Raw genomic sequence first — 18,436 nt, 5'->3', positions numbered from 1 at the left:
CTAGCGGACCCAGCCGGTGTAGTGCTGGCCGCCGCGCGGTGCGCGCCGCTGGGTGGCGTGGTCGGGCTCGCCGGGTTCCAGCGCGGCGGACACGGCGCGGACGAGCCAGGTGTTGACCGAGACCCCCGCCCCGCCCGCCGCCTCCTCGATCCGGGGCTTGAGGTGGTCGGGGATGCGCAGCGTGATGCGCGCGGTGCCGCCGTCGTCGGCCTCGGGCGGCGGCGCCACGGGCGCGCGCACCCCCATCGCGACCTCCATCGCACCGGCCAGTGCGCCGGCCAGGCTGCTCTGGGGGGCGTTCTCCGGCGGCTGCTCGGCGGGCGGCGGCGTGACGACGAACCGGGGGTCGCGCCCGCGCAGCCGGACGTCGACCGAGCCCGGGGCGAGTTCGAGCGTGATCTCGTCCGCCGCCGCGGACAGGGCTTCCAGCAGCGCGAGCCGCGCAGCGGAGTCGAGCGACGCGGTGAGGCGCTCGGCCAGTGCGCGGGCGTCCTCGCCGCCCGCTGCGGCGGCGACCGCGAGTTCGCGGCGGAGGGTGTCGACGTACGGCGAAAGATCCATGACATCACTATGACGCTAATGAGACGTCATTGCAAGTCGTGTTTGACGCCTAATGACGTCATTGTGCGTTGGTGCAGGTGGGGGCGCATGGAACCACGCCGGGCCGCCCCGGCTGCGGCCCGGCGCGCGGGCCCGCGCGCCGGCGCGGCCCGCCCCGTGGGACGGGCCACGCCGAAGGATCAAGCGGTGCCGAACGGATTGTCGATGACGTAGCGCCAGCACCCGTCCGGGCCGCGCCGGAGGACGTCGCTCGCCGTCCCCGCGAAGTCGACCGCGGTGCCGTCGAGCGCCGTGCCGCGCATCGACCAGTCCACGATCAGCAGGGCGATGTCGCCGGCGACGTAGGTGTGGCGGACGCGGGCGTCCATGGGCAGGCCGAGGCCGAGGAGATAGGCGGTCGCCGCACTGCGCTCCGGCCCCCGCGCGGGATGCCCGGGGTGCGGGACGACGACGCCGCCGGGTTCATAGGCGCGGTCGAGGGCGGCGGCGTCGCCGGCGTTGAAGGCCGCGGCGTAGGCCGTTGCATGCTGCGCGGGATCGGTGCCCGGGGCCGGGCCGGTGGGATCGTCATGAGGACTCGTCATGACAACAGCAGTCTATCGGCGGCCCTGCGGCGGCCGTGGCGCGCCCCCGGACGAACCGCCCCGCCGCCCCGCGCGCCCGGGGGCGCGCCCCGGGGCGCGGCGGTGGCGGGGACCCCGAACGAGGTCCCCGCCACCGGGGCGGAGAGCGGCGCAGTGCGGGCGGTCCCGGCTGCTACCCCTTGGCGCGGTCGGTCTGGAACTTCTGCCAGTCCTTCTGGATGGCGCCAAGGTACTCGCCGCTGTCGAGCTTGCCGCCGAGCAGCTTCTCGGTCTCGGCGCCGAGCGTGTCGTACATGGTGTCGGAGGCGTAGTCCATGAAGCCCACCAGGCCCTCGTCCTCCAGGGTCACCTGGGTCGCCTCGATCGCGTCCTTGGTGAGCGGGTCGAGGTCGGAGGTGTCCTCCGGCGCGATGCGCGGGATGCGGCCGATCTCGGCGAGGTCGGCGGCGTTCTGCTCGTCCATGACCATGCCGAGGAAGGCGGCGACCGCCTCGATGTTCTTGGTCTTGGCGTTGACGTGCCAGGGCAGCCCGGCCGCGCCCTGGGCGATGTGGGCGCCGCTCTTGCCCTTGGGCGCGGGCAGGAAGCCGATGTCCTTCGCCTTGGCCTGCACCAGCGAGGTGGCGTTCCAGTCGCCGGCGATCATGAAGACGCCCTCGCCCTCGCCGAACTTGGTGGTGGCGTCGACGTCGGTGAGGCTGTTGTAGCCCTCCTGGAAGTAGCCCTTCTCCACCCACTCGACGATGCCGTCGGCGGCCTTCAGGTTCGTCTCGTTGACGAAGTCGGCGCCCTCGGAGCCGTTGATCCACTCGGTGAGCGGCAGGGTGTCGCTGTGCGCGGCCTGGATGATGCCGAACGCCTGGTAGGCGCCGTAGCCTTCGGCGTTGCCCAGCAGCAGCGGCTGCTCGCCGGCGTCCTTGGCCGCCGCCAGCGCCTTCTCGAAGTCCGCGAAGGTCTCGGGCGGCTCGACGCCGATCTCGTCGAGGGTCTTCTTGTTGTAGAAGATGCCGACGTTCTGGGTGTCGGGCGCGATGCCGTAGAGGTCGCCGACGCCGAACTTGCGGCCGTCCTCGGACCAGCGCAGCGTCGACAGCAGCGAGGGGCTCATGGTCTTGGACCAGCCGTAGGCGTCGGCGATGTCGTCGATGGGCCGCGCCAGCCCGCCCTCGACCATGGCGCCGTCGATGGAGTAGCCCTGGTTGCCGCCCACCAGGTCGGGGGCCTTGGCGCCGCCGGACTTCAGGGTGGGGATGACGGTCTTGATCTGGTCCTCGAAGGACTTGTACTTGATCTCGACGTCGACGTTGGGGTACTTCTCCTCGAAGCGCGGCACGACCCGCTCCATCTCGGCTTCGAGGTTGGCGTCGATCCCCAGGCGCAGCGTCACGTCGCCCTTCTTGGCGAGCTGCTCGGGCGAGACCGGCTCCTTGATCTTCTCGTCCTCGGGCACCTTGTAGGGGCCGCCGCCCTCGCCACCTCCGCCTGGGGCGCCGCACGCCGTCGCCGCGAGGCACAGGGCCAGGGTCGCTCCCAGGAGGGCCGGGCCGATTCGAGGTCCACCCGGCCCGGCGACCGGGCGTTCAGGGGGCGTGACGTAGGGAGATGTCATGGTGGCTTTCCTCCAGGCCGGCGTGTCCGCCGACCGAAATGGGAGTGTAGGGGCGCAAATGCTTACAGAGCCGAAACGGGGCCGTCCAGGCGCCTAACGCGAAATCACCCCAAAGTGGAGTAGATCGTTATGAAGCGTCGCGGCTGGGTCAGCGTATCGCTTCATACCAGAGTGCGGGGGGTCTCCAGACCGGGTGGCGGGCGCCACCCGGGCCGCCGACCAGGGGTCCCGCGCCGGGGGTGCGTCTCCGCCCATGTCACAGTATCGTCTCGTCTTCGCGTGCGCCGGTGTGCGCCCGGCCGCCGCCCGCCGGCGCCGCCGCGGGCCCCCGATCGCCGCGTGCGGGGAGGCGGCGGGCGTGGTGCGCCCCACCCCGGATTGCCGGGCGGACCACCGCACTTGTACTTTGTGACGCACCGAAACCGGGTGCCCAGGCCCGAAACGGTGCCTGTGTGGCGAATCGGGGCGTGCCGCCTCCACTAGGGTTCTCTCCGGATCACCGGTCGCAGACCATCGGGGAGTCCCGGCGGTTCCCGCCGTCCCCGGCAGCGTCGTGCCCGGTGCCCGGCCACATGCAGCACCACGCCATCCGACACCCCCTTCGGTCGGCCTCGGACCTCGATCCGGCGTATGCCCGCCGCGCGTCCCGCCTGCCGCTGACCCACCCAGGACCGGCCATGACCGCTCTGAGCACCAGCCCAGGGACCCGGCGCACGCCCCGGGGCCCCCGCCGCACCGCGCCGCGCCTGCACCGGCGCTGGGACTGGGTGGGCCTGCTCTACATCCTGCCCGCGCTGGTGTTCTTCTCGGTGTTCGTGCTCTACCCGCTCTGCCAGTCGGTGTGGCTGAGCCTGTGGGAGTGGGACGGGGTCACCGCGGCGACCTGGGTCGGCCCGCAGAACTACATCGACGTGCTCACCGAGCCCGACAGCCGCAAGGCGCTCATCAACTCCTTCGTGTTCATCGTGTTCTACGCGGTGCTGCCCGCGGCGATCGGGCTGATGTTCACCGGCATCATGGCGCGCATCCGCATCCACGGGCTGACGTTCTTCCGCACGGCGCTGTTCGTCCCCCAGATCCTGTCGGGCGTCGTCGTCGCGGTGGCCTGGCGCTACATGTACGCGATCGACGGGCCGCTCAACGCGCTCCTCGGCCAGGTCGGGCTGGGGTGGCTGGCCACGGCGTGGCTGGGCGAGTTCGGCACCGCGCTGCCGGCGGTCGGCTCGATCGGCACCTGGGTGATGTTCGGGCTGTGCATGGTGCTGTTCCTCGCGGGCGCCCAGCGGATCCCGGCCGAGCTGTACGAGGCCGCGCGCATCGACGGCGCCGGCCCCATCCGCGAGTTCTTCACCGTCACCCTGCCGGGGCTGCGGCGCGAGATCTCCTTCGCGCTGGTGCTCACCACGACCTACGCCCTGCGCAACTTCGACGTCGTCTGGAACACCACCCAGGGCGGGCCCGGCGACACCACGATCATGCCGAGCGTGATCATTTACAAGGCGGCGTTCAACACACGCGACTACGGCACCGCGGCGACCCTGTCCGTGCTGCTCGCGGCGCTGGTCCTGGTGGTGACCGGGCTCGTGCTGTTCCTCTTCCGAGACAAGGAGCCGCGCCGATGAGATCGCGCCGCGAGTCCGTGATCAGCCATCTCATTCTGGTGATCGGCGCGGTCATCGCCGTCTACCCAGCGCTGTACATCCTGGTGCTGTCGCTGAGCGAACCGAGCGGGCGCCCCTCGGCGCTGGGGGTGCCGCGCAGTTTCACGCTCGACAACTTCGCCAAGGCCTGGACCGACGGCGGGTTCGAGGCGGCGCTGATGTCCAGCGCGTTCGTCGCCATCTGCGTCGTGCTGGTCACCGTCACCCTGTCCGTCCTGGCCGGCTACGCGCTGGCGTGGCTGCGGGTGCCCTTCGGCGGGGCGATCCTCGGCGTGCTGCTCATCGGCCTGGTCCTGCCCTACGAGGGGATCATCGTCCCCCTCCAGGCGATGATCGAGGACTTCGGCCTGGTCAACACCTCATGGGCGCTCATCCTGCCGCAGATCGGCCTGTCGGTCTCCCTCGGCATCTTCTGGATGAGCACCTACTTCCGCGGGCTGCCGCGCTCGCTGCCCGAGGCCGCGTCCATCGACGGCGCCACCCGCTTGCAGACCCTCACCCGGGTGCTGCTGCCCGCCGCGCTGCCCGCGGTCATGGCGCTCGCGCTCATCGTGTTCCTCTACACCTGGAACGACTTCCTGCTCGCGCTGGTGCTGGTGCCCGACAACCCCGACGTGCAGACCGCGCCGCTGTCGCTGTCGTTCTTCGCCGGCAACCGCAAGATGGCCGACTCCGGCGCCACCGCCGCAGCGGCCGTCCTGGTCGCCCTGCCGCTGGTCGCGATGTACCTCGTCCTCCAGCGCAGCTTCATCAACGGCCTGCTCAACGGCGCACTCAAGGAGTAGCGGCGTGGGTGCGCGGCAGGCCCGCGGCGGCCGCCGCGCACCCCCTGAGAACGAAACCGCCTCCGCTACGATCGGCGGATGTTCCCCCTCCTCCCGGAGGCGGCCGCGGCCCGGGCCGAGCGCCGCCTCGATGGACTCCGCCGGCATGACCCCCGACGAGGTCTACACCGACCTGTCGACCGTGGTCCGGGTGGTCCCCACGCGGGCCCGCGCCTACTGACCCGCGCGCCCCACCGGGCTCAGTAGTCGCGCCAGGCGGGGCCCCATGCGGCGCTGTCGGACACGCCCTCGGGCAGCGGGGGCAGCAGCCCGGCGCCGGGCGGGGTGCGCCGCGGGGCGCCCTCCTCGGTGGGGCCCTCCGGCGCGTACGGCGCGGCGGGCTCGGCGGGCGCCTCCGGCCACGCGGGCGGATCCGCGGGCCCGGACCAGGGGGCGGGCGGGGGCGCCGGGGCGTCCTCGGGTTCGGGCGCCCACTGCGGGGCGTACTGCGGGACGGCGTGCTCGGTCGGCGGCTCGGCGTGGGGCGCGGCAGGCCGGTCCTCGGGCCAGGACGCGGCGCGGGCCTCCATGGCGGCGAGTTCGTCGGGCGGCGCGGTGGCCTCCTCGGCGACCTCCCAGTCGGGCAGCTGCGGCGGCGGCTGCTGCGCCTCGTGCGGGGAGTGCAGCGGCGCGGCCGCCTCCGAGGGGCTCACCCGCTGCCACCAGGTGGCGGCCTCGGCGGGGGTCAGCTCCTCGTCGACGTCGAGCCAGCCCCGGACCTGCGGGTGCACCCGCCCGGCGTTCCAGGTGCGCTCGTAGGGCTGCTCCTCCAGGACCAGCACCCGCTCGCCCTCGACCATGGGGATGTCGGCGGGCACGCCCTCGTTCCACACCCAGGAGCCGTCGGCGGTGACCATGTTCCACCAGCCGTGCACGACCCCCGCCGCGGGGTCGGGGTCGGAGTCGACGAACGACGCGGTCCAGCGCGGGTCGGGACGCTCCCCCGCGAGGCCGCGGCCCTGCCCGCCCACCAGGGCGTCGGCCAGCAGCGTGTGGAGCTGGAAGTTGTCGCCGATGCCCTCGAACAGCACCCGGAAACCGCGCCCGGAGGCGCGGTCGAGCACCACCGCGGAGGTGGCCTCGGCCATCCGCAGCAGCGCCCGCACCTCGCCGAACTCCGTCAGCGCGCCGGAGAGCTGGTTGGCGATGGCGACGAGCTCGGCGCCCAGCTCCGGGTCGGAGCGCACGGCGGCGCGCACCCCGCCGTCGCTGAGCATGGTCTTGGCCGCGAGCCCGTAGCGGCGCGCGGTCCACCACGCCATGGTGGCGCCGGGGGCGTTGTCGCCGAGGGTGCGCGCCACCCGCTCCTCTTCGGCGTCGGTGACCTGCTCGGGCTCCGGCGGGGTGCCGCCGCCGGTCTCCTTCCAGGCGTGCAGGAACACCGCGGCGGACTGGCCGGTGGTGCGGGTGATGCGCAGCACTTCGGCGCCGGTGTCGCCGGGGCGCGTACCGATCTCGACCAGGGCGCCGGCGACCACCGACAGGTCGGCGGCCACGCCAGGGGTGAGGTATCCCCCGGCGAATATCGGGCCGAGGACCTTCAGCGCCTGCTCCCGCTCCTCCATGGGCACCTGCGAGGCCATTTGGTAGACCTTGTGGACCGCAGGGGCGAAGTAGCGGGGATCAGCGGCGACAGAGGCGTCGATCAGCTCCTGGAACGCGGCGCGAAACTCAGCGATCACCCGGGCATCCTTACACATAACAGACAAGGGGAACAGCCGCGGGCAGGTGGCGGGGCTGCGCGGGGCCTGGCGGCCCTCACAGCCCCAACCGGGTGACCGCGTTGTCCTCCAGCGGGTTGGCCGTTCGGATGTAGCCGTGCACGGTCCGGGGATTGGTCCAGCGGCCCTGGCGCATGATCTCGCGATCGCCCGCGCCCCCGAGCGCCGCCTGGGTGGCGAACCCCGAACGCAGCGAGTGCCCACTATAGACGCCGGGGTCCAGACCGGCACGTTCGGCGTAGCGCTTGACCAGTTCGGCCACTGCGCGCCCGGAGACGGCGCGCCCGCCCAGGTTGCCGTGCCGGTCGATGGCGGGGAACAGGGGGCGCCCCGTCCCGTCGGCGAGGGGGGTGCCGGCGAAGGTGTGGCAGCGGTGCGCGCCGTCGGCCTCCGGTGCGGCGCCGAGCAGGGCGCGCACCGCGGGGGTCCCGCCGTCGCGGTGCGCGGCGAGCACGTCGGTCCAGTCGGCGAACAGGCACACCGGGCAGGTCGCGGCGCGGCGGCCGCGCGGCAGCGCCACCGACTGCCCGTGCCGCGCCTCCTGGTCGGTCTTCGTGGCGTGCAAACCCACCACCAGCAGGGGTTCGCCGGTGCGCGCGTCGGTGTCCACGGCGACGTCGTCGACGGACAGGGCGGCGAGTTCGCTGCGGCGCAGCGCCCCGGCGAAGCCGGTGAGCAGCAGGAGGGCGTCGCGGCGCCGGGCGGCGCCCGCCGCGGGGAGCTCGGCGAGCAGGGCCTCCAGGGTCGCCAGGACGACGGGGCGCTTGCGGCGGGGGGCGGTGCGGCGGCTGCGCCGGATGCCGCGCAGGGTCATGCGCACGACGTCGGCGCGGGTGGGCGAGTCGAGCCCGTGGGCGCCGTGGACGGCGGCGACGGCGGCGGCCTTGCGCTCCAGGGTCGCCGGGGCCAGCGCCCAGCGCCCCGGTTCGCCGTCGCGGGTCAGCTCGGCCAGGCCCGCTAGGTACACCGCGACGTCCACGGGCGCCGCCGGGAGGGACTGCCGCTGCTGGGCCAGGCACCACGCGCAGAACGCCACCCAGTCGGCGCGGTAGGCGCGCAGCGTGTTGGGCGACTGCGCCGAGGCGAGGTAGCGGCCCAGCGCCGCGGCCTGCTCGTCGTCGAAGCGGCGGCGCACCGCCTCCAGCGCCTCGGTGTCGACCAGGACGCTGGGGGCGGCCAGGCGGGTGCGCACTTCCGCGGGCAGCAGGCCGGTGTCGGGGGGTTCGGTGCTCATCAGCGTCCATGATGGCCGACGGCGGGCCGCGACTCAGCCGAACGCGCCGCTGATGCCCATGGCGAACTCCCCCGGCGAGGCGAGGGAGAACAGGACGGCCGCCGAGGCGACGAGGGCCACCGCGAACCCGATGGCGGCGATGCGGCGCCGCATGAGGGCCGCGGCCACGCCGGCGCCCAGCGGGACCACGAGGGCGCACACCAGCAGCCCGACGAGGTACCAGCCGGTGGCGCGCCGCGCGGCGTCGGTGACCTCGGCCTCGCCGAGCATGGCGAAGCCCTCGGCCAGGTACAGGACGAAGAACAGGGCGGTGCCGACGAGCCACACGAATGCGGCGGCCGACCACACCGCCACCGGCCAGCGCGGTTCGGGGTCGAGCACGACGGGGGTGCGGCTCACGGTGCGCACGGTCGCGGGCTCGGCGGCGGCCGGTTCGTCCCGGGGCCCGGCCGCCTCGTTCCGCGGCCCGGTCGGCGTCCTCCCCTCGCGGGTCGTGCGGTTCTTCCGCTTCTTCTTCGGCGACATGCGACCTCCGGCCGCGCCCCGGCTCCGGGGCGGGGCGGTTCTCGGTGCCAGCAGCGGCGGCGCGGGACGCGCGCCCGCCCGGCGCGTTCGATTTCCCTCAGGGGATCGTCCCACGCCGCGCGAACCGGCCGCCAACGGCAGCGCGCCCGCGGCCTACCGGGACGCCGCGTCCGCCGTCGCCGCCACGGCGCAGATCCGCACGGTACCCCCGCCCGCCCGGAGCAGGTACCGGAACGACTCGGTGCGGGCCTCGGTGCCGCGGTCGTCGGTATAGGACCAGCGGACGTCGGCCGAGATCAGCGAATCGGTCAACGCCTCGACCCCCCGTGTCTCGGCAACGGCGCGGGTCACGCCGCTTCGCCTGTACCGCTCGGCGGCACCGGCGAACGCACCGATGACGTCTTCGGGGGCGGCGACGGCGATGCTCTGGGCGTCCCCGGCGACATAGGCGGGGTAGGCGTAGCAGGCGGCGATGCCGTCGAGGTCGCCGTCGGCCAGTGCGCGGCCGTAGGAGACGAAGAATTCGTGGACCGCGTGCCGGTCGAGCATGCCGTACTCCCCTGTCCGTGTCCGGTGCGCCGAGCCGCCGGGGCCCGGGCGGAGTCCATTCTGGCCGGGAGAGGCCGACCCGCCTGTGTCGGTCTCTCCCGGCCGGTTCCGGGTCCGCCGCTGCGGTCGGCGGCAGCGCGCCGCCGCCCGGCGCTCAGGGGGCCGCGGACAGGGCGCGGGACGGGCAGAGCGCGACCGCCTCCCGCGCCCGCTGCGCCAGCGCGGGCGCGGGTTCGGGCGTGCGCAGGACCACCCTGCCGTCGTCCTCGTCCTGGTCGAACACCTCGGGCAGGGTCAGCACGCACATGCCCGCGCCGATGCAGACCTCCCTGTCGGCCTGGACCCGCATCAGGCCCCCCAGGTGACGGGCAGCGCGTGGACGCCGCCGATGACCATGTCGTCGCGCAGCGGGACCTGCTCGGGCGGCACCGCCAGCGCCAGGTCGGGGAACCGGCGGAACAGCGCGGGGAGGGCCACCCGCATCTCGACCCGGGCGAGCTGCTGTCCGAGGCACTGGTGGACGCCGTGCCCGAAGGCGACGTGGCCGGCCGTGTCCCGGGCGGTGCGGAGCGTGTCGGGGTCGGCGAAGTGCTCGGGGTCGCGGTTGGCGCCGGGGATGGAGACCATGACGCTCTCGCCCTTCGCGATGCGGACGCCTTCGAGTTCGATGTCCTCCAGCGCCGAGCGGATGGTGCCCGGGATGATCGGGAGGTAGCGGAGGAGTTCCTCGACCGCGTTGTCGACGGTGGCGGGGTCGGTGACCGCCGGGAGCTGGTCGGGGTTGGACAGCAGCGCGAACGTGCCGAGGCCCAGCATGTTGGCAGTGGTGTCGAACCCGGCGCCCAGCAGGAGGAAGGCCATGGTGGTGACCTCGTCGTCGGTCAGCCTGCCGCCGTCGGCGATGAGCCCGCTGAGCAGGTCGTCGGCCGGCTCGGCCCGCTTGTGCCGCACCATTTCGGCGATGTGCCCGGAGACCTCGGCCATCGCCCGCTGCTTCTCCTCCAGGGCGGCGTCGATCCGGGACATCCGCGCGGTCGCCTGCATGAACGGCTCCCGCATAGCGGGCTGGATACCGAGGAGTTCGCAGATCACCAGGGCGGGGATGGGGACGGCGTAGGCGGGCACCAGGTCCGCCGGCGGCCCGGCGGCGGCCATCAGGTCCAGGTGCTCCGCGGCGATCTGCTCGACGCGGGTGGTGAGCCGCCGCATGCGGCGCACCGTGAACTGGCCGGTGAGCAGCCGCCGGTAGTGGGTGTGGTCGGGCGGGTCCATCCCGATGAACATGCCGGGAATGGCGGGCGGGGTCTCGGCGGCGGTGTTGAAGGGGGTGCTCCGCAGTTCTTGGCGCGCGCTGAAGCGCGGGTCGGCGAGCACCGCGCGGACGGCGGCGCGCCGGGTGACCAGCCAGCCCGTGCGGCCGTCCGGGTAGCGCACGCGGGTGATGGGGCGGTCGGCGCGCATGGCCAGGACCTCGGCCGGCAGGTCGAAGGGGCCGGTGCGTGTCAGCGGGAACGTCAGGGGTTCGGTCGTCATCGTCGTCGTCCTCACCGGGTGGGCGCGGATCCGCGCCCACCCGCCTCGATTCGCCAGGATGCGGCGGGCCGGGTCCGCCGGCGAACTCGACCTCGTCCTCACAAAATTACATCGCATGTAAGAATGCAGCAAGCGCAATGATAGTCATGATGTAATATTTTCGCATGGACGAGTCACGGCGCGCACGCAAGAAGCGGCAGACCCGGCGGCTGCTCGCCGAGACGGCGATCAGGCTGTTCGACGAACAGGGCTATGAGCAGACGACCGTCGCCCAGATCGCCGCGGCGGCCGACGTGGCGACGAAGACGTTCTTCAACCACTTCCCCAGCAAGGACGACGTGCTGTTCGCCGACACCCTGTACAGCCACGCGATCCCGCTCGACGTGATCGCCGACCGGCGCCCCGGCGAGAGCATCCCCGACCTGGTCGTCCGGATCTACGACGCGTTGCTCGCCGACTACCGGGCCGAGGGTGTCGGCCAGCGCGACCCCGCCCTCATGGAGACCTACACCCGGCTGGTCATGGCCGTGCCCGCCCTCCAGGCCAAAGCGCTGCACATGGTGTTCGACCTCCAAAAGGAGATCTCCGCCGCCCTGCTCAAGGCCTACCCGGACGACCTCGACCCGATCAGCTCCAGTGCCGTGGTCGGCGCCATGGTGGGCGCCACTCGGGCGGCGGCACTGACGAGCATCGAACTGGGGCAGTCGCCCGAGGAGTTCTGGGCGGCCATGCGACGCGCCGTCGAAATCGCGATGCACGGCCTGCCCGCGCGGTGACCGCCCCCTGCGCCGGCACCCGCCACACCGGCCGCGCAAACCCGGGTGCCCGCGCCGCCGCACCCTGCTACCGTGTCCGGCATGCAGCGTGCCGCGATGACGACGACGCCGGAGACCGTCCCGGCGCGCTGACCGATGTCGCGAATCCAAGCCCCGGGGCGAGTGCCCCGGGGCTTCGCCGTGTGGTCACCCGCCCCTCGCCCGTGAGGAGCCCACCATGCACGACCACCGCAGGATCGGCCGCGACCTGGACCTGTTCGACACCGACCCGCTCATCGGATCCGGACTGCCGTACTGGCTGCCCGACGGCGCGGCCGTGCGCCACGCCCTGGAGGACTACATCCGCACCGCCGAGCAGCGGGCGGGCTACCGGCACGTGTACTCGCCGGTACTGGCCAAACGGGAGCTGTACGAGATCTCGGGGCACTGGTCGCACTACCGGGACGACATGTTCCCCCCGATGGACCTCGGCGCCGACCAGGTCGTCCTGCGCCCGAGCCTGTGCCCCCACCACGCGCTGATCTACCGGTCCCGCGGGCGCAGCTACCGCGAGCTGCCCCTGCGGATCGCCGAACTGGGCGGCATGTACCGCTCCGAGCTGTCGGGCGCGCTCGGCGGGCTGACCCGCGTCCGGGCCGTCCAGCTCAACGACGCGCACATCTTCTGCGCCCCCGACCAGGTGGCGGACGAGGCGCGCGCGGCACTGGAGATGATCCGCCGCGCCTACGCCGCGCTCGGCATCACCCGCGCCCGCTACCGGCTCTCCCTGCCCGGCCCCGGCGGGAAGTACGTCGCTGCGCCCGACCTGTGGCGTCGCGCCACCGCGCTGCTCACCGAGGTCCTCGACCGCTCCGGCCTGCCGTACGAGGCGGTCGCGGGCGAGGCCGCGTTCTACGGCCCCAAGATCGACGTCCAGGTCGCCGACCACGCCGGCCGCGAGTCCACCCTGTCCACCGTCCAGGTCGACTTCCACCAGCCCGAGCGGTTCGGCCTGCACTACACCGGCGCGGACGGGGCCGAGCACCGCCCCGTCATGGTCCACCGCAGTGTCATCGGCAGCGTGGAGCGCGCCGTCGCCCACCTCATCGAGCAGCACGGCGGCGCCTTTCCCGCCTGGCTGGCCCCCACCCAGCTGGTGGTGCTGCCGGTCTCCGACGCGGAGCAGGACGGCGCGGCTGCGCTCGTCCGGCGCTGTGCCGACCTGGGGCTGCGGGCCGCGACCTCCGGGCCGGAGCGCGGCAGCCTCGGCGCCCGCATCCGCGCCGAGCGCCTGGTCCCCTACCAGGCGGTCATCGGCGCCAGGGAGGCGGCCGACGACCTGCTCTCCCTTCGCCTGCGCGACGGGCGGCGCCTCGGCCCGCGCCCCGCCGCCGACGTCCTCACCGGCATCGGCGCCGGCATCCGGGCGCACAGCCCCGAGCTGTGGGACGGCGCGGCGGCGGCCTAGCCGCGGGCGCCTCGGCCCGCGCCCGACCCGCAGCGGCCCGGTCACCGCCGATACCGGGCCGCCAGGCGGTTTTCCGGGCGCGGCGGTGGGGAGAAGCCGGGCATGCCCCGACTTCAGCACGCCCCCTCGCCCGGCACCGACGACCGGCAGGAGATGATCGTCCGGACCCTCGTGGACGCGTTCTCCGAGCTCATGGAGGCCGACCCCGGCGCGTTCCGCACCAAGTTCCGCAAGATGGCCGCCGACCCGTTCGCGTTCTACCGCGGCGGCGCCTGCGTGTTCTACGCCGACGTGATCGGAATGGACGACCCCTGGGCCGACGACCGCACTTCCCGGGTGTGGATCCAGGGCGACCTGCACGCCGAGAACTTCGGCACCTACATGAACGCCCAAGGCCGGCTGATCTTCGACGTCAACGACTTCGACGAGGCGTACCTGGGGCACTTCACCTGGGACGTGCAGCGCTTCGTCGCCAGCATCGCGCTCATGGCGTGGAGCAAGGCGCTGTCGGACACCGAGATCGACCGGCTCGTCCGCGGCTACGTCGGCGCCTACCTCGACCAGGTGCGCTGGTTCGCGCACAACACGGGCGACGAAGAGTACTCCCTGCGCCTGGACTCCACCGACGGCGCAGTGCACGACGTGCTCCAGGACGCCCGGCTGAACAGCCGGGTGGCGCTGCTCGACAGGATCACCTCCATCGACGGCCACGAGCGGCGCTTCCGCGACGTCGGCGGCGTGCGGCGGCTGGCGGCGGCGGAGTACGACACCGTGTGCGACGCGCTGGGCGCCTACCTGCACTCCATCCCCGAGGACAAGCGCTACAACACCATCGCCTACCGGGTCAAGGACGTGGTGGGCAACTCCGGGTTCGGTATCGGCAGCGCCGGGCTGCCCGCCTACAGCGTGCTGATCGAGGGGTTCAGCGAGGCGCTCGACAACGACGTCATCCTCTCGCTCAAGCAGGGCAACGTCGCCGCGCCCTCGCGGGTCGTCACCGACCCGCGCCTCGTCGGCTACTTCCGCCACCACGGCCACCGGACAGCGCTGTCGCAACGGGCGCTCCAGGCGCACGCCGATCCGCTGCTCGGCCACACCGAGATCAACGGCGTGGGCTTCGTGGTCAGCGAACTCTCGCCCTACGTGTCCGACCTGGACTGGAGTGAGCTGACCGAACCCGAGGAGATCCTGCCCGTCCTGGACTACCTGGGCCGCGCCACCGCGAAGGCGCACTGCGTCTCCGACTCCGACTCCGACCAGTCGCTGGTGCCGTTCCAGACCGAGTCCGCGATCCTCGACGTCGTGGCGGGCCGCGAGCAGGAGTTCACCGACTGGATGGCCGACTTCGCCCACCGCTACGCCGCGCAGGTGCGCGGCGACCACGCCCTGTTCGTCGACGCGTTCCGCAACGACGCGATCGCCGGGGTCCGCTCCACCGAGAAGTCGTGACCCCCGGTGCCGCGGGCCGCCACCGCCCGCGGCACCGGACGGTCACAGCTTCATGGACTCCAGGGTGCGGCCCTTGGTCTCGGTGATGAACCGGAGCACGAACAGGAACGACAGCACCGCGAACGCCGTGTAGACCAGGTAGGTCCCCGTCAGGTTCCAGTCGCGCATGCTGGGGAAGCTGACGGTGACCAGCCAGTTGGCGATCCACTGGGTGGCGGTGGACACCGCCATCGCCGCGGCGCGGATGCGCAGCGGGAACATCTCGCCCAGCAGCACCCAGGTCACCACACCCCACGACAGGGCGAAGAACAGCACGAACGTGCTCGCCGAGACCAGGGCGACCGCGCCCCAGGCGAACGGCAGCGCGGCCTGCTCGCCGGTGACATCGGCGTGGCTGAACGCGAACGCCGTGGTGCCGAGGGCGACGGCCATGCCGGCCGAGCCGATGAGCAGCAGCGGCTTGCGGCCGATCCGGTCGACCAGGCCGATGGCGATGAAGGTGCCCACGATGTTGACGATGGAGGTGAACAGCGACAGCAGCAGGGAGTTGCTCTCGTCCACCCCCACCGACTGCCACAGCGACGCCGAGTAGTAGAAGATCACGTTGATGCCGACGAGCTGCTGGAACGCCGAGAGCGCCATGCCGATCCACACGATCGGCAGCAGGCCGGCCCTGCCGACGAGGTCGCTGAGCCGCGGCTTGTACTCCGACCCCAGTGCCGTCTTGATCTCCTCGATCCGCAGGTCGACGTCGCCGCCTTCGACCTCGGACAGGACCGTGCGGGCCTTGGCGACCCGCCCCACCCGCACCAGGTGCCGGGGTGATTCGGGGATGAGCAGCGAGACCAGGTAGTAGATGATCGCGGGTACCAGTGCCGCGCCCAGCATCCACTGCCACGCCTGCAAGGGGCCGAGCATCCCGCGGGCGCTGCCGCCGGCCGAGGCGGCGAGTGCGTAGTTCACCAATTGGGAGACCGCGATCCCCAGGACGATCGCGAGCTGCTGGAGGGACGCCAGACGGCCCCGGTAGGCCGGCGGCGCGACCTCCGCGATGTAGGTGGGGGCGATCACCGAGGCGATGCCGATGGCGATGCCGCCGACCACCCGCCACAGCGCGAGGTCCCAGATCGCGAAGGGCAGCGCCGAGCCGACGGCGCTGACCGCGAACAGGATCGCGGCGATCTGCATGACCCGGATCCGGCCGAGGAGGTCGGCCATGCTGCCCGCGATGGCCGCGCCGGCGGCCGAGCCGAGAAGCGCGGCGGCGACGGTGAACCCGGTCTCGGCTGCGCCCACCTTGAAGTGGGCCTGGATCGCCTCGACGGCGCCGTTGATCACCGAGCTGTCGTAGCCGAACAGGAACCCGCCCATGGCGGCGGCGCCGGCGATCATCGCCACGTGGACGATGTTCATCTCCCCCGAGACACCGCCCTCGCCCGGTTGCGCAGTGGACACCATCGACCCCCAGGAGCCCGATGGTCGCCCCGGTGCGCACTCCCCCGGCACGGGCCCGCACCTTGACGTGCGCCCCATTGTTTATGCCATGCGACCTGCGCGAATGCACAGAGTCGGCGGATCACGGCGTGGCGGGGGCACCCGGCATCCGCGCTGGGTGGTTTCGCGCTGTCAACTCCGAATAATGCTGTTAATGGCGCTACAACATGTTTTGCGAAAGAATTACCTTTCAGAGGTGTACAGTCCTGTTTGCGCGTATTAATGAACAATGCGGGAATTGTCCGATGGAATCACGGTCGTGCCGCGCACTTCGGTAATGATCGATCATCGTTTATAACGATTCATCGACCTCTCGGGGTTTAACGGTGCTCTGGCTATGGACTGTCCGGAATGCTCCCTGAAAGCATCGAGCACCACTGTTGCGCATGGGGCCAGGCGACAGCTATGGCCCTGGAGGAATGAATCTCATGACCGATCCGAGTTCCATCACCCCGCACCGCGGCGCAGCGCGCCGCCCCGGCCGCCGGCGCATCGCCGCAGTCGGCGCGGTCCTCGCCACCGTGCTGACGGCGGCGTCGTGCGGGGCCCCCGGAGGGGACGAGGCGAGCGGGCCGCACCAGCTCTCCCCGGACGAGAAAGTGACGTCGCCGTTCAAGGACGCCGACGTCGAGAAGCTCGGAGACTCCACCACTCTGCGGGTATGGGCCGACAAGAACGAACAGGGCACCCTCGAAGAGCTGGTCCCGCAGTTCGAGAAGAAGTACCCCAACGTCAAGGTGAAGGTCACCTACAAGAGCTTCGACGACCTCACCAAGACCGTCGTGCCCGCGCTGAAGTCGGGCGGCAAGGACGCGCCCGACCTGGTGCAGGGCAACCAGGGGTACTCCGTCGACGGCGCGCTGGTCAAGGGCGGACTCATCCGCCCCATCGACGACATCGCCGAAGCCTACAAGTGGAGCGGCAACCTCAGCCCGTCGTTCCTGGCGTCCATGCGCTGGGACGACGCGGGCAACCACTTCGGCCAGGGCACGCTGTACGGCATCAGCCCCGTGACCCAGCTCGTCAGCGTCTTCTACAACAAGAAGAAGCTCTCCGACCTCGGCATCGAGCAGCCCGAGACCATCGAGGACCTTGAGGCGGCGATGAAGACCGCCAAGGACGGCAACGAGCAGCCGCTCATGCTGGGCAACGCCGACAAGTACCCGGCGTTCCAGGTGTTCGGCGTGCTCCAGGGCGCCTACAGCGAACCGCTGGCCATCACCGACTGGATCAACGGGTCCGAGGGCGCCGACTTCGTCGCCGAGGGCAACCTCAAGGCCGCCGACAAGCTCGTGGAATGGTCGGAGAAGGGCTACATCCAGAAGGGCTACAACGGGCTCGCCGAGGCCGACGCCACCACCAAGTTCGGCGAGGGCGAAGGCGTGTTCTTCATCGGCGGCGACTGGAACGCCGAGGCGCTGGTGAAGGCCGGCGCGAAGGACATCGGGTTCATGGCGCCGCCCGTTGGCAAGAGCGGCGGGCACGTCACCCAGGGCTCCTCCGGGCTGCCGTGGCACATCAACGCAAAGACCGAGAAGCTCCCGGCCGCGACCGCGCTGCTCGACATGCAGCAGGACGAGGAGTTCGCCCAGACGCTGGCCGACCTCGGCCGCATCCCGGTCGCCACCCCCGACGTCAAGGGCAAGGACCCGCTCTCCCAGGAGAGCATCGACGCCGCGAACGCCACCCTGAAGGACGACGGCCAGGTCGGCTACCTCGACTGGTCGACCGACACCATGTACGACACCCTGTCGGCCTCCACCCAGGAGCTGCTGGGCGGCAAGACCAGCACCGACGGCTTCCTCGGCACGGTGCAGAAGGACTGGCAGAAGTTCCAGGCCGACCGCGCCGACCAGTAGCGCGGGCGACCCGGGGGGACGTGCGGTGCCGACCGCGCGTCCCCCTTTTTTCTATCGATGGAACCACCGTTCCCGCCGCGGACGCCGCCCGGGGCCCCGGGCGGGTGGGCTCAGGGGGACTGCTCCCCGCCGTTGTCGGCGCGGATGGCGCGGACCAGGGCGGGCAGCCCCACCAGGAGGGCGTCGCGCTCCTCGGAGGTCATGGCGGTGACCCAGCGGACGTAGGCGCCGTGGAACGTGCGGGCCATATGCTCGTGCAGGGCGCGCCCCTGGTCGGTGAGCCGGAGCCGGTAGAGCCGCCGGTTGTGCGGGTCGCGCTCGCGGCTGAGCAGCTCCTTGCGCTCCAGGTCCGCGGCCATGCGGCTGACCGTGCTCTTCTCCAGCCGGAGGCGTTCGGCGAGGTCGCGCTGCGAGAGCGGGGGGTCGGTGTCGAGCTCGTGCAGGGCGAACCCCTGGGAGAGCGACACCGGCAGGCCGGGCACCGGCCGCTCGGGCTGGAGCAGCCCCGCGCCCCGGACGAGGTCCATGAGCATCATGTGCACGCGTTCGGGCACCGACTCGGCCACGCCCTCCGCCTCCTTGCTGCGGGTCACCCGCGATTAAGAGTTGT

At 72.2% G+C, this 18,436-nt stretch carries 16 protein-coding genes and 1 pseudogene; 6 read left to right on the top strand and 11 right to left on the bottom strand.

Translation table 11 applies throughout. The features are described from left to right. From CLV63_RS07785 to CLV63_RS07775, 3 genes are all read right to left on the bottom strand, one after another. Positions 1 to 561 (bottom strand): hypothetical protein, encoded by a 561-nt coding sequence (locus tag CLV63_RS07785; RefSeq protein WP_106582242.1) that lies wholly within the window; start codon positions 559 to 561, stop codon positions 1 to 3. A 179-nt stretch (positions 562 to 740) separates the two neighbouring features. Beyond that, on the bottom strand, positions 741 to 1,145 hold the full coding sequence (locus CLV63_RS07780; RefSeq protein WP_106582241.1) for a YybH family protein: 405 nt from the start codon (positions 1,143 to 1,145) through the stop codon (positions 741 to 743). Positions 1,146 to 1,317: 172 nt separating this feature from the next. Beyond that, entirely contained in the window at positions 1,318 to 2,754 is a 1,437-nt protein-coding gene (locus CLV63_RS07775; protein WP_106582240.1) for an ABC transporter substrate-binding protein, read from the bottom strand. 677 nt (positions 2,755 to 3,431) lie between these two features. Here CLV63_RS07775 and CLV63_RS07770 point away from each other — a divergent pair. Both CLV63_RS07770 and CLV63_RS07765 read left to right on the top strand, forming a co-directional pair. Continuing rightward, positions 3,432 to 4,376, top strand: a complete 945-nt coding sequence (locus CLV63_RS07770; RefSeq protein WP_106582239.1) for a carbohydrate ABC transporter permease — start codon at positions 3,432 to 3,434, stop codon at positions 4,374 to 4,376. After that, positions 4,373 to 5,200: a carbohydrate ABC transporter permease gene (locus tag CLV63_RS07765; RefSeq protein ID WP_106582238.1), complete on the top strand. Its 828-nt coding sequence runs from the start codon at positions 4,373 to 4,375 to the stop codon at positions 5,198 to 5,200. The genes CLV63_RS07770 and CLV63_RS07765 overlap by 4 nt, the downstream gene beginning before the upstream one ends. Positions 5,201 to 5,439: 239 nt before the next feature. Here CLV63_RS07765 and CLV63_RS07760 read toward each other — a convergent pair whose 3' ends face one another. The 6 genes from CLV63_RS07760 to CLV63_RS07735 all read right to left on the bottom strand — a co-directional run bounded on the left by CLV63_RS07760 (position 5,440) and on the right by CLV63_RS07735 (position 10,801). Further along, positions 5,440 to 6,921, bottom strand: coding sequence for a hypothetical protein (locus CLV63_RS07760; protein WP_106582237.1), 1,482 nt, complete (start codon positions 6,919 to 6,921; stop codon positions 5,440 to 5,442). 76 nt (positions 6,922 to 6,997) lie between these two features. Next, positions 6,998 to 8,194 (bottom strand): site-specific integrase, encoded by a 1,197-nt coding sequence (locus CLV63_RS07755; protein WP_106582236.1) that lies wholly within the window; start codon positions 8,192 to 8,194, stop codon positions 6,998 to 7,000. Between the two features lie 33 nt (positions 8,195 to 8,227). Further along, on the bottom strand, positions 8,228 to 8,719 hold the full coding sequence (locus tag CLV63_RS07750) for a hypothetical protein (protein WP_106582235.1): 492 nt from the start codon (positions 8,717 to 8,719) through the stop codon (positions 8,228 to 8,230). A 153-nt stretch (positions 8,720 to 8,872) separates the two neighbouring features. Continuing rightward, on the bottom strand, positions 8,873 to 9,268 hold the full coding sequence (locus tag CLV63_RS07745) for a DUF6841 family protein (protein WP_106582234.1): 396 nt from the start codon (positions 9,266 to 9,268) through the stop codon (positions 8,873 to 8,875). 154 nt (positions 9,269 to 9,422) lie between these two features. After that, on the bottom strand, positions 9,423 to 9,617 hold the full coding sequence (locus CLV63_RS07740) for a ferredoxin (protein WP_106582233.1): 195 nt from the start codon (positions 9,615 to 9,617) through the stop codon (positions 9,423 to 9,425). After that, positions 9,617 to 10,801 carry a cytochrome P450 gene (locus CLV63_RS07735; RefSeq protein WP_106582232.1) on the bottom strand — a complete coding sequence of 395 codons (1,185 nt, stop codon included), beginning with the start codon at positions 10,799 to 10,801 and terminating at the stop codon, positions 9,617 to 9,619. Before CLV63_RS07735 ends, CLV63_RS07740 begins: the two co-directional genes overlap by 1 nt. 164 nt (positions 10,802 to 10,965) lie before the next feature. Here CLV63_RS07735 and CLV63_RS07730 point away from each other — a divergent pair, with 164 nt between their 5' ends. The 3 genes and pseudogenes from CLV63_RS07730 to CLV63_RS07720 all read left to right on the top strand — a co-directional run bounded on the left by CLV63_RS07730 (position 10,966) and on the right by CLV63_RS07720 (position 14,473). Continuing rightward, positions 10,966 to 11,577, top strand: coding sequence for a TetR/AcrR family transcriptional regulator (locus CLV63_RS07730; protein ID WP_106582231.1), 612 nt, complete (start codon positions 10,966 to 10,968; stop codon positions 11,575 to 11,577). A gap of 211 nt (positions 11,578 to 11,788) precedes the next feature. Further along, positions 11,789 to 13,024 (top strand): annotated as a pseudogene (gene thrS / locus CLV63_RS07725) (threonine--tRNA ligase); the annotation flags it as partial. Positions 13,025 to 13,126: 102 nt separating this feature from the next. Continuing rightward, positions 13,127 to 14,473 carry a DUF2252 domain-containing protein gene (locus CLV63_RS07720; protein ID WP_106582229.1) on the top strand — a complete coding sequence of 449 codons (1,347 nt, stop codon included), beginning with the start codon at positions 13,127 to 13,129 and terminating at the stop codon, positions 14,471 to 14,473. Between the two features lie 42 nt (positions 14,474 to 14,515). On the opposite strand, the gene CLV63_RS07715 is transcribed toward CLV63_RS07720, so the two are convergent. Continuing rightward, the gene (locus tag CLV63_RS07715; RefSeq protein WP_106582228.1) at positions 14,516 to 15,931 is read right to left on the bottom strand and encodes a sugar porter family MFS transporter; all 1,416 of its coding nucleotides are present in this window, start codon (positions 15,929 to 15,931) and stop codon (positions 14,516 to 14,518) included. Positions 15,932 to 16,395: 464 nt separating this feature from the next. On the opposite strand from CLV63_RS07715, the gene CLV63_RS07710 reads away from it, so the two are divergent. Continuing rightward, entirely contained in the window at positions 16,396 to 17,826 is a 1,431-nt protein-coding gene (locus CLV63_RS07710) for an ABC transporter substrate-binding protein (RefSeq protein ID WP_170134169.1), read from the top strand. Between the two features lie 110 nt (positions 17,827 to 17,936). Here the strand turns inward: CLV63_RS07710 and CLV63_RS07705 are convergent, their stop codons facing one another. Further along, on the bottom strand, positions 17,937 to 18,419 hold the full coding sequence (locus CLV63_RS07705) for a MarR family winged helix-turn-helix transcriptional regulator (protein ID WP_106582226.1): 483 nt from the start codon (positions 18,417 to 18,419) through the stop codon (positions 17,937 to 17,939). Positions 18,420 to 18,436: the final 17 nt, after the last annotated feature.

Source organism: Murinocardiopsis flavida (genome assembly GCF_003014485.1).
In the GTDB taxonomy this organism is placed as follows: Bacteria; Actinomycetota; Actinomycetes; order Streptosporangiales; family Streptosporangiaceae; genus Murinocardiopsis; species Murinocardiopsis flavida.
Note: the sequence above shows the minus strand (reverse complement) of the source record. Positions and strands in the feature narration are given on the sequence as shown.

Coding starts and splice junctions, on each gene's coding strand:
- CLV63_RS07785 (WP_106582242.1), bottom strand. CDS start 561: ATGGATCTTTCGCCGTACGTCGACACCCTCCGCCGCGAACTCGCGGTC.
- CLV63_RS07780 (WP_106582241.1), bottom strand. CDS start 1,145: ATGACGAGTCCTCATGACGATCCCACCGGCCCGGCCCCGGGCACCGAT.
- CLV63_RS07775 (WP_106582240.1), bottom strand. CDS start 2,754: ATGACATCTCCCTACGTCACGCCCCCTGAACGCCCGGTCGCCGGGCCG.
- CLV63_RS07770 (WP_106582239.1), top strand. CDS start 3,432: ATGACCGCTCTGAGCACCAGCCCAGGGACCCGGCGCACGCCCCGGGGC.
- CLV63_RS07765 (WP_106582238.1), top strand. CDS start 4,373: ATGAGATCGCGCCGCGAGTCCGTGATCAGCCATCTCATTCTGGTGATC.
- CLV63_RS07755 (WP_106582236.1), bottom strand. CDS start 8,194: ATGAGCACCGAACCCCCCGACACCGGCCTGCTGCCCGCGGAAGTGCGC.
- CLV63_RS07750 (WP_106582235.1), bottom strand. CDS start 8,719: ATGTCGCCGAAGAAGAAGCGGAAGAACCGCACGACCCGCGAGGGGAGG.
- CLV63_RS07745 (WP_106582234.1), bottom strand. CDS start 9,268: ATGCTCGACCGGCACGCGGTCCACGAATTCTTCGTCTCCTACGGCCGC.
- CLV63_RS07740 (WP_106582233.1), bottom strand. CDS start 9,617: ATGCGGGTCCAGGCCGACAGGGAGGTCTGCATCGGCGCGGGCATGTGC.
- CLV63_RS07735 (WP_106582232.1), bottom strand. CDS start 10,801: ATGACGACCGAACCCCTGACGTTCCCGCTGACACGCACCGGCCCCTTC.
- CLV63_RS07730 (WP_106582231.1), top strand. CDS start 10,966: ATGGACGAGTCACGGCGCGCACGCAAGAAGCGGCAGACCCGGCGGCTG.
- CLV63_RS07720 (WP_106582229.1), top strand. CDS start 13,127: ATGCCCCGACTTCAGCACGCCCCCTCGCCCGGCACCGACGACCGGCAG.
- CLV63_RS07715 (WP_106582228.1), bottom strand. CDS start 15,931: ATGGTGTCCACTGCGCAACCGGGCGAGGGCGGTGTCTCGGGGGAGATG.
- CLV63_RS07710 (WP_170134169.1), top strand. CDS start 16,396: ATGACCGATCCGAGTTCCATCACCCCGCACCGCGGCGCAGCGCGCCGC.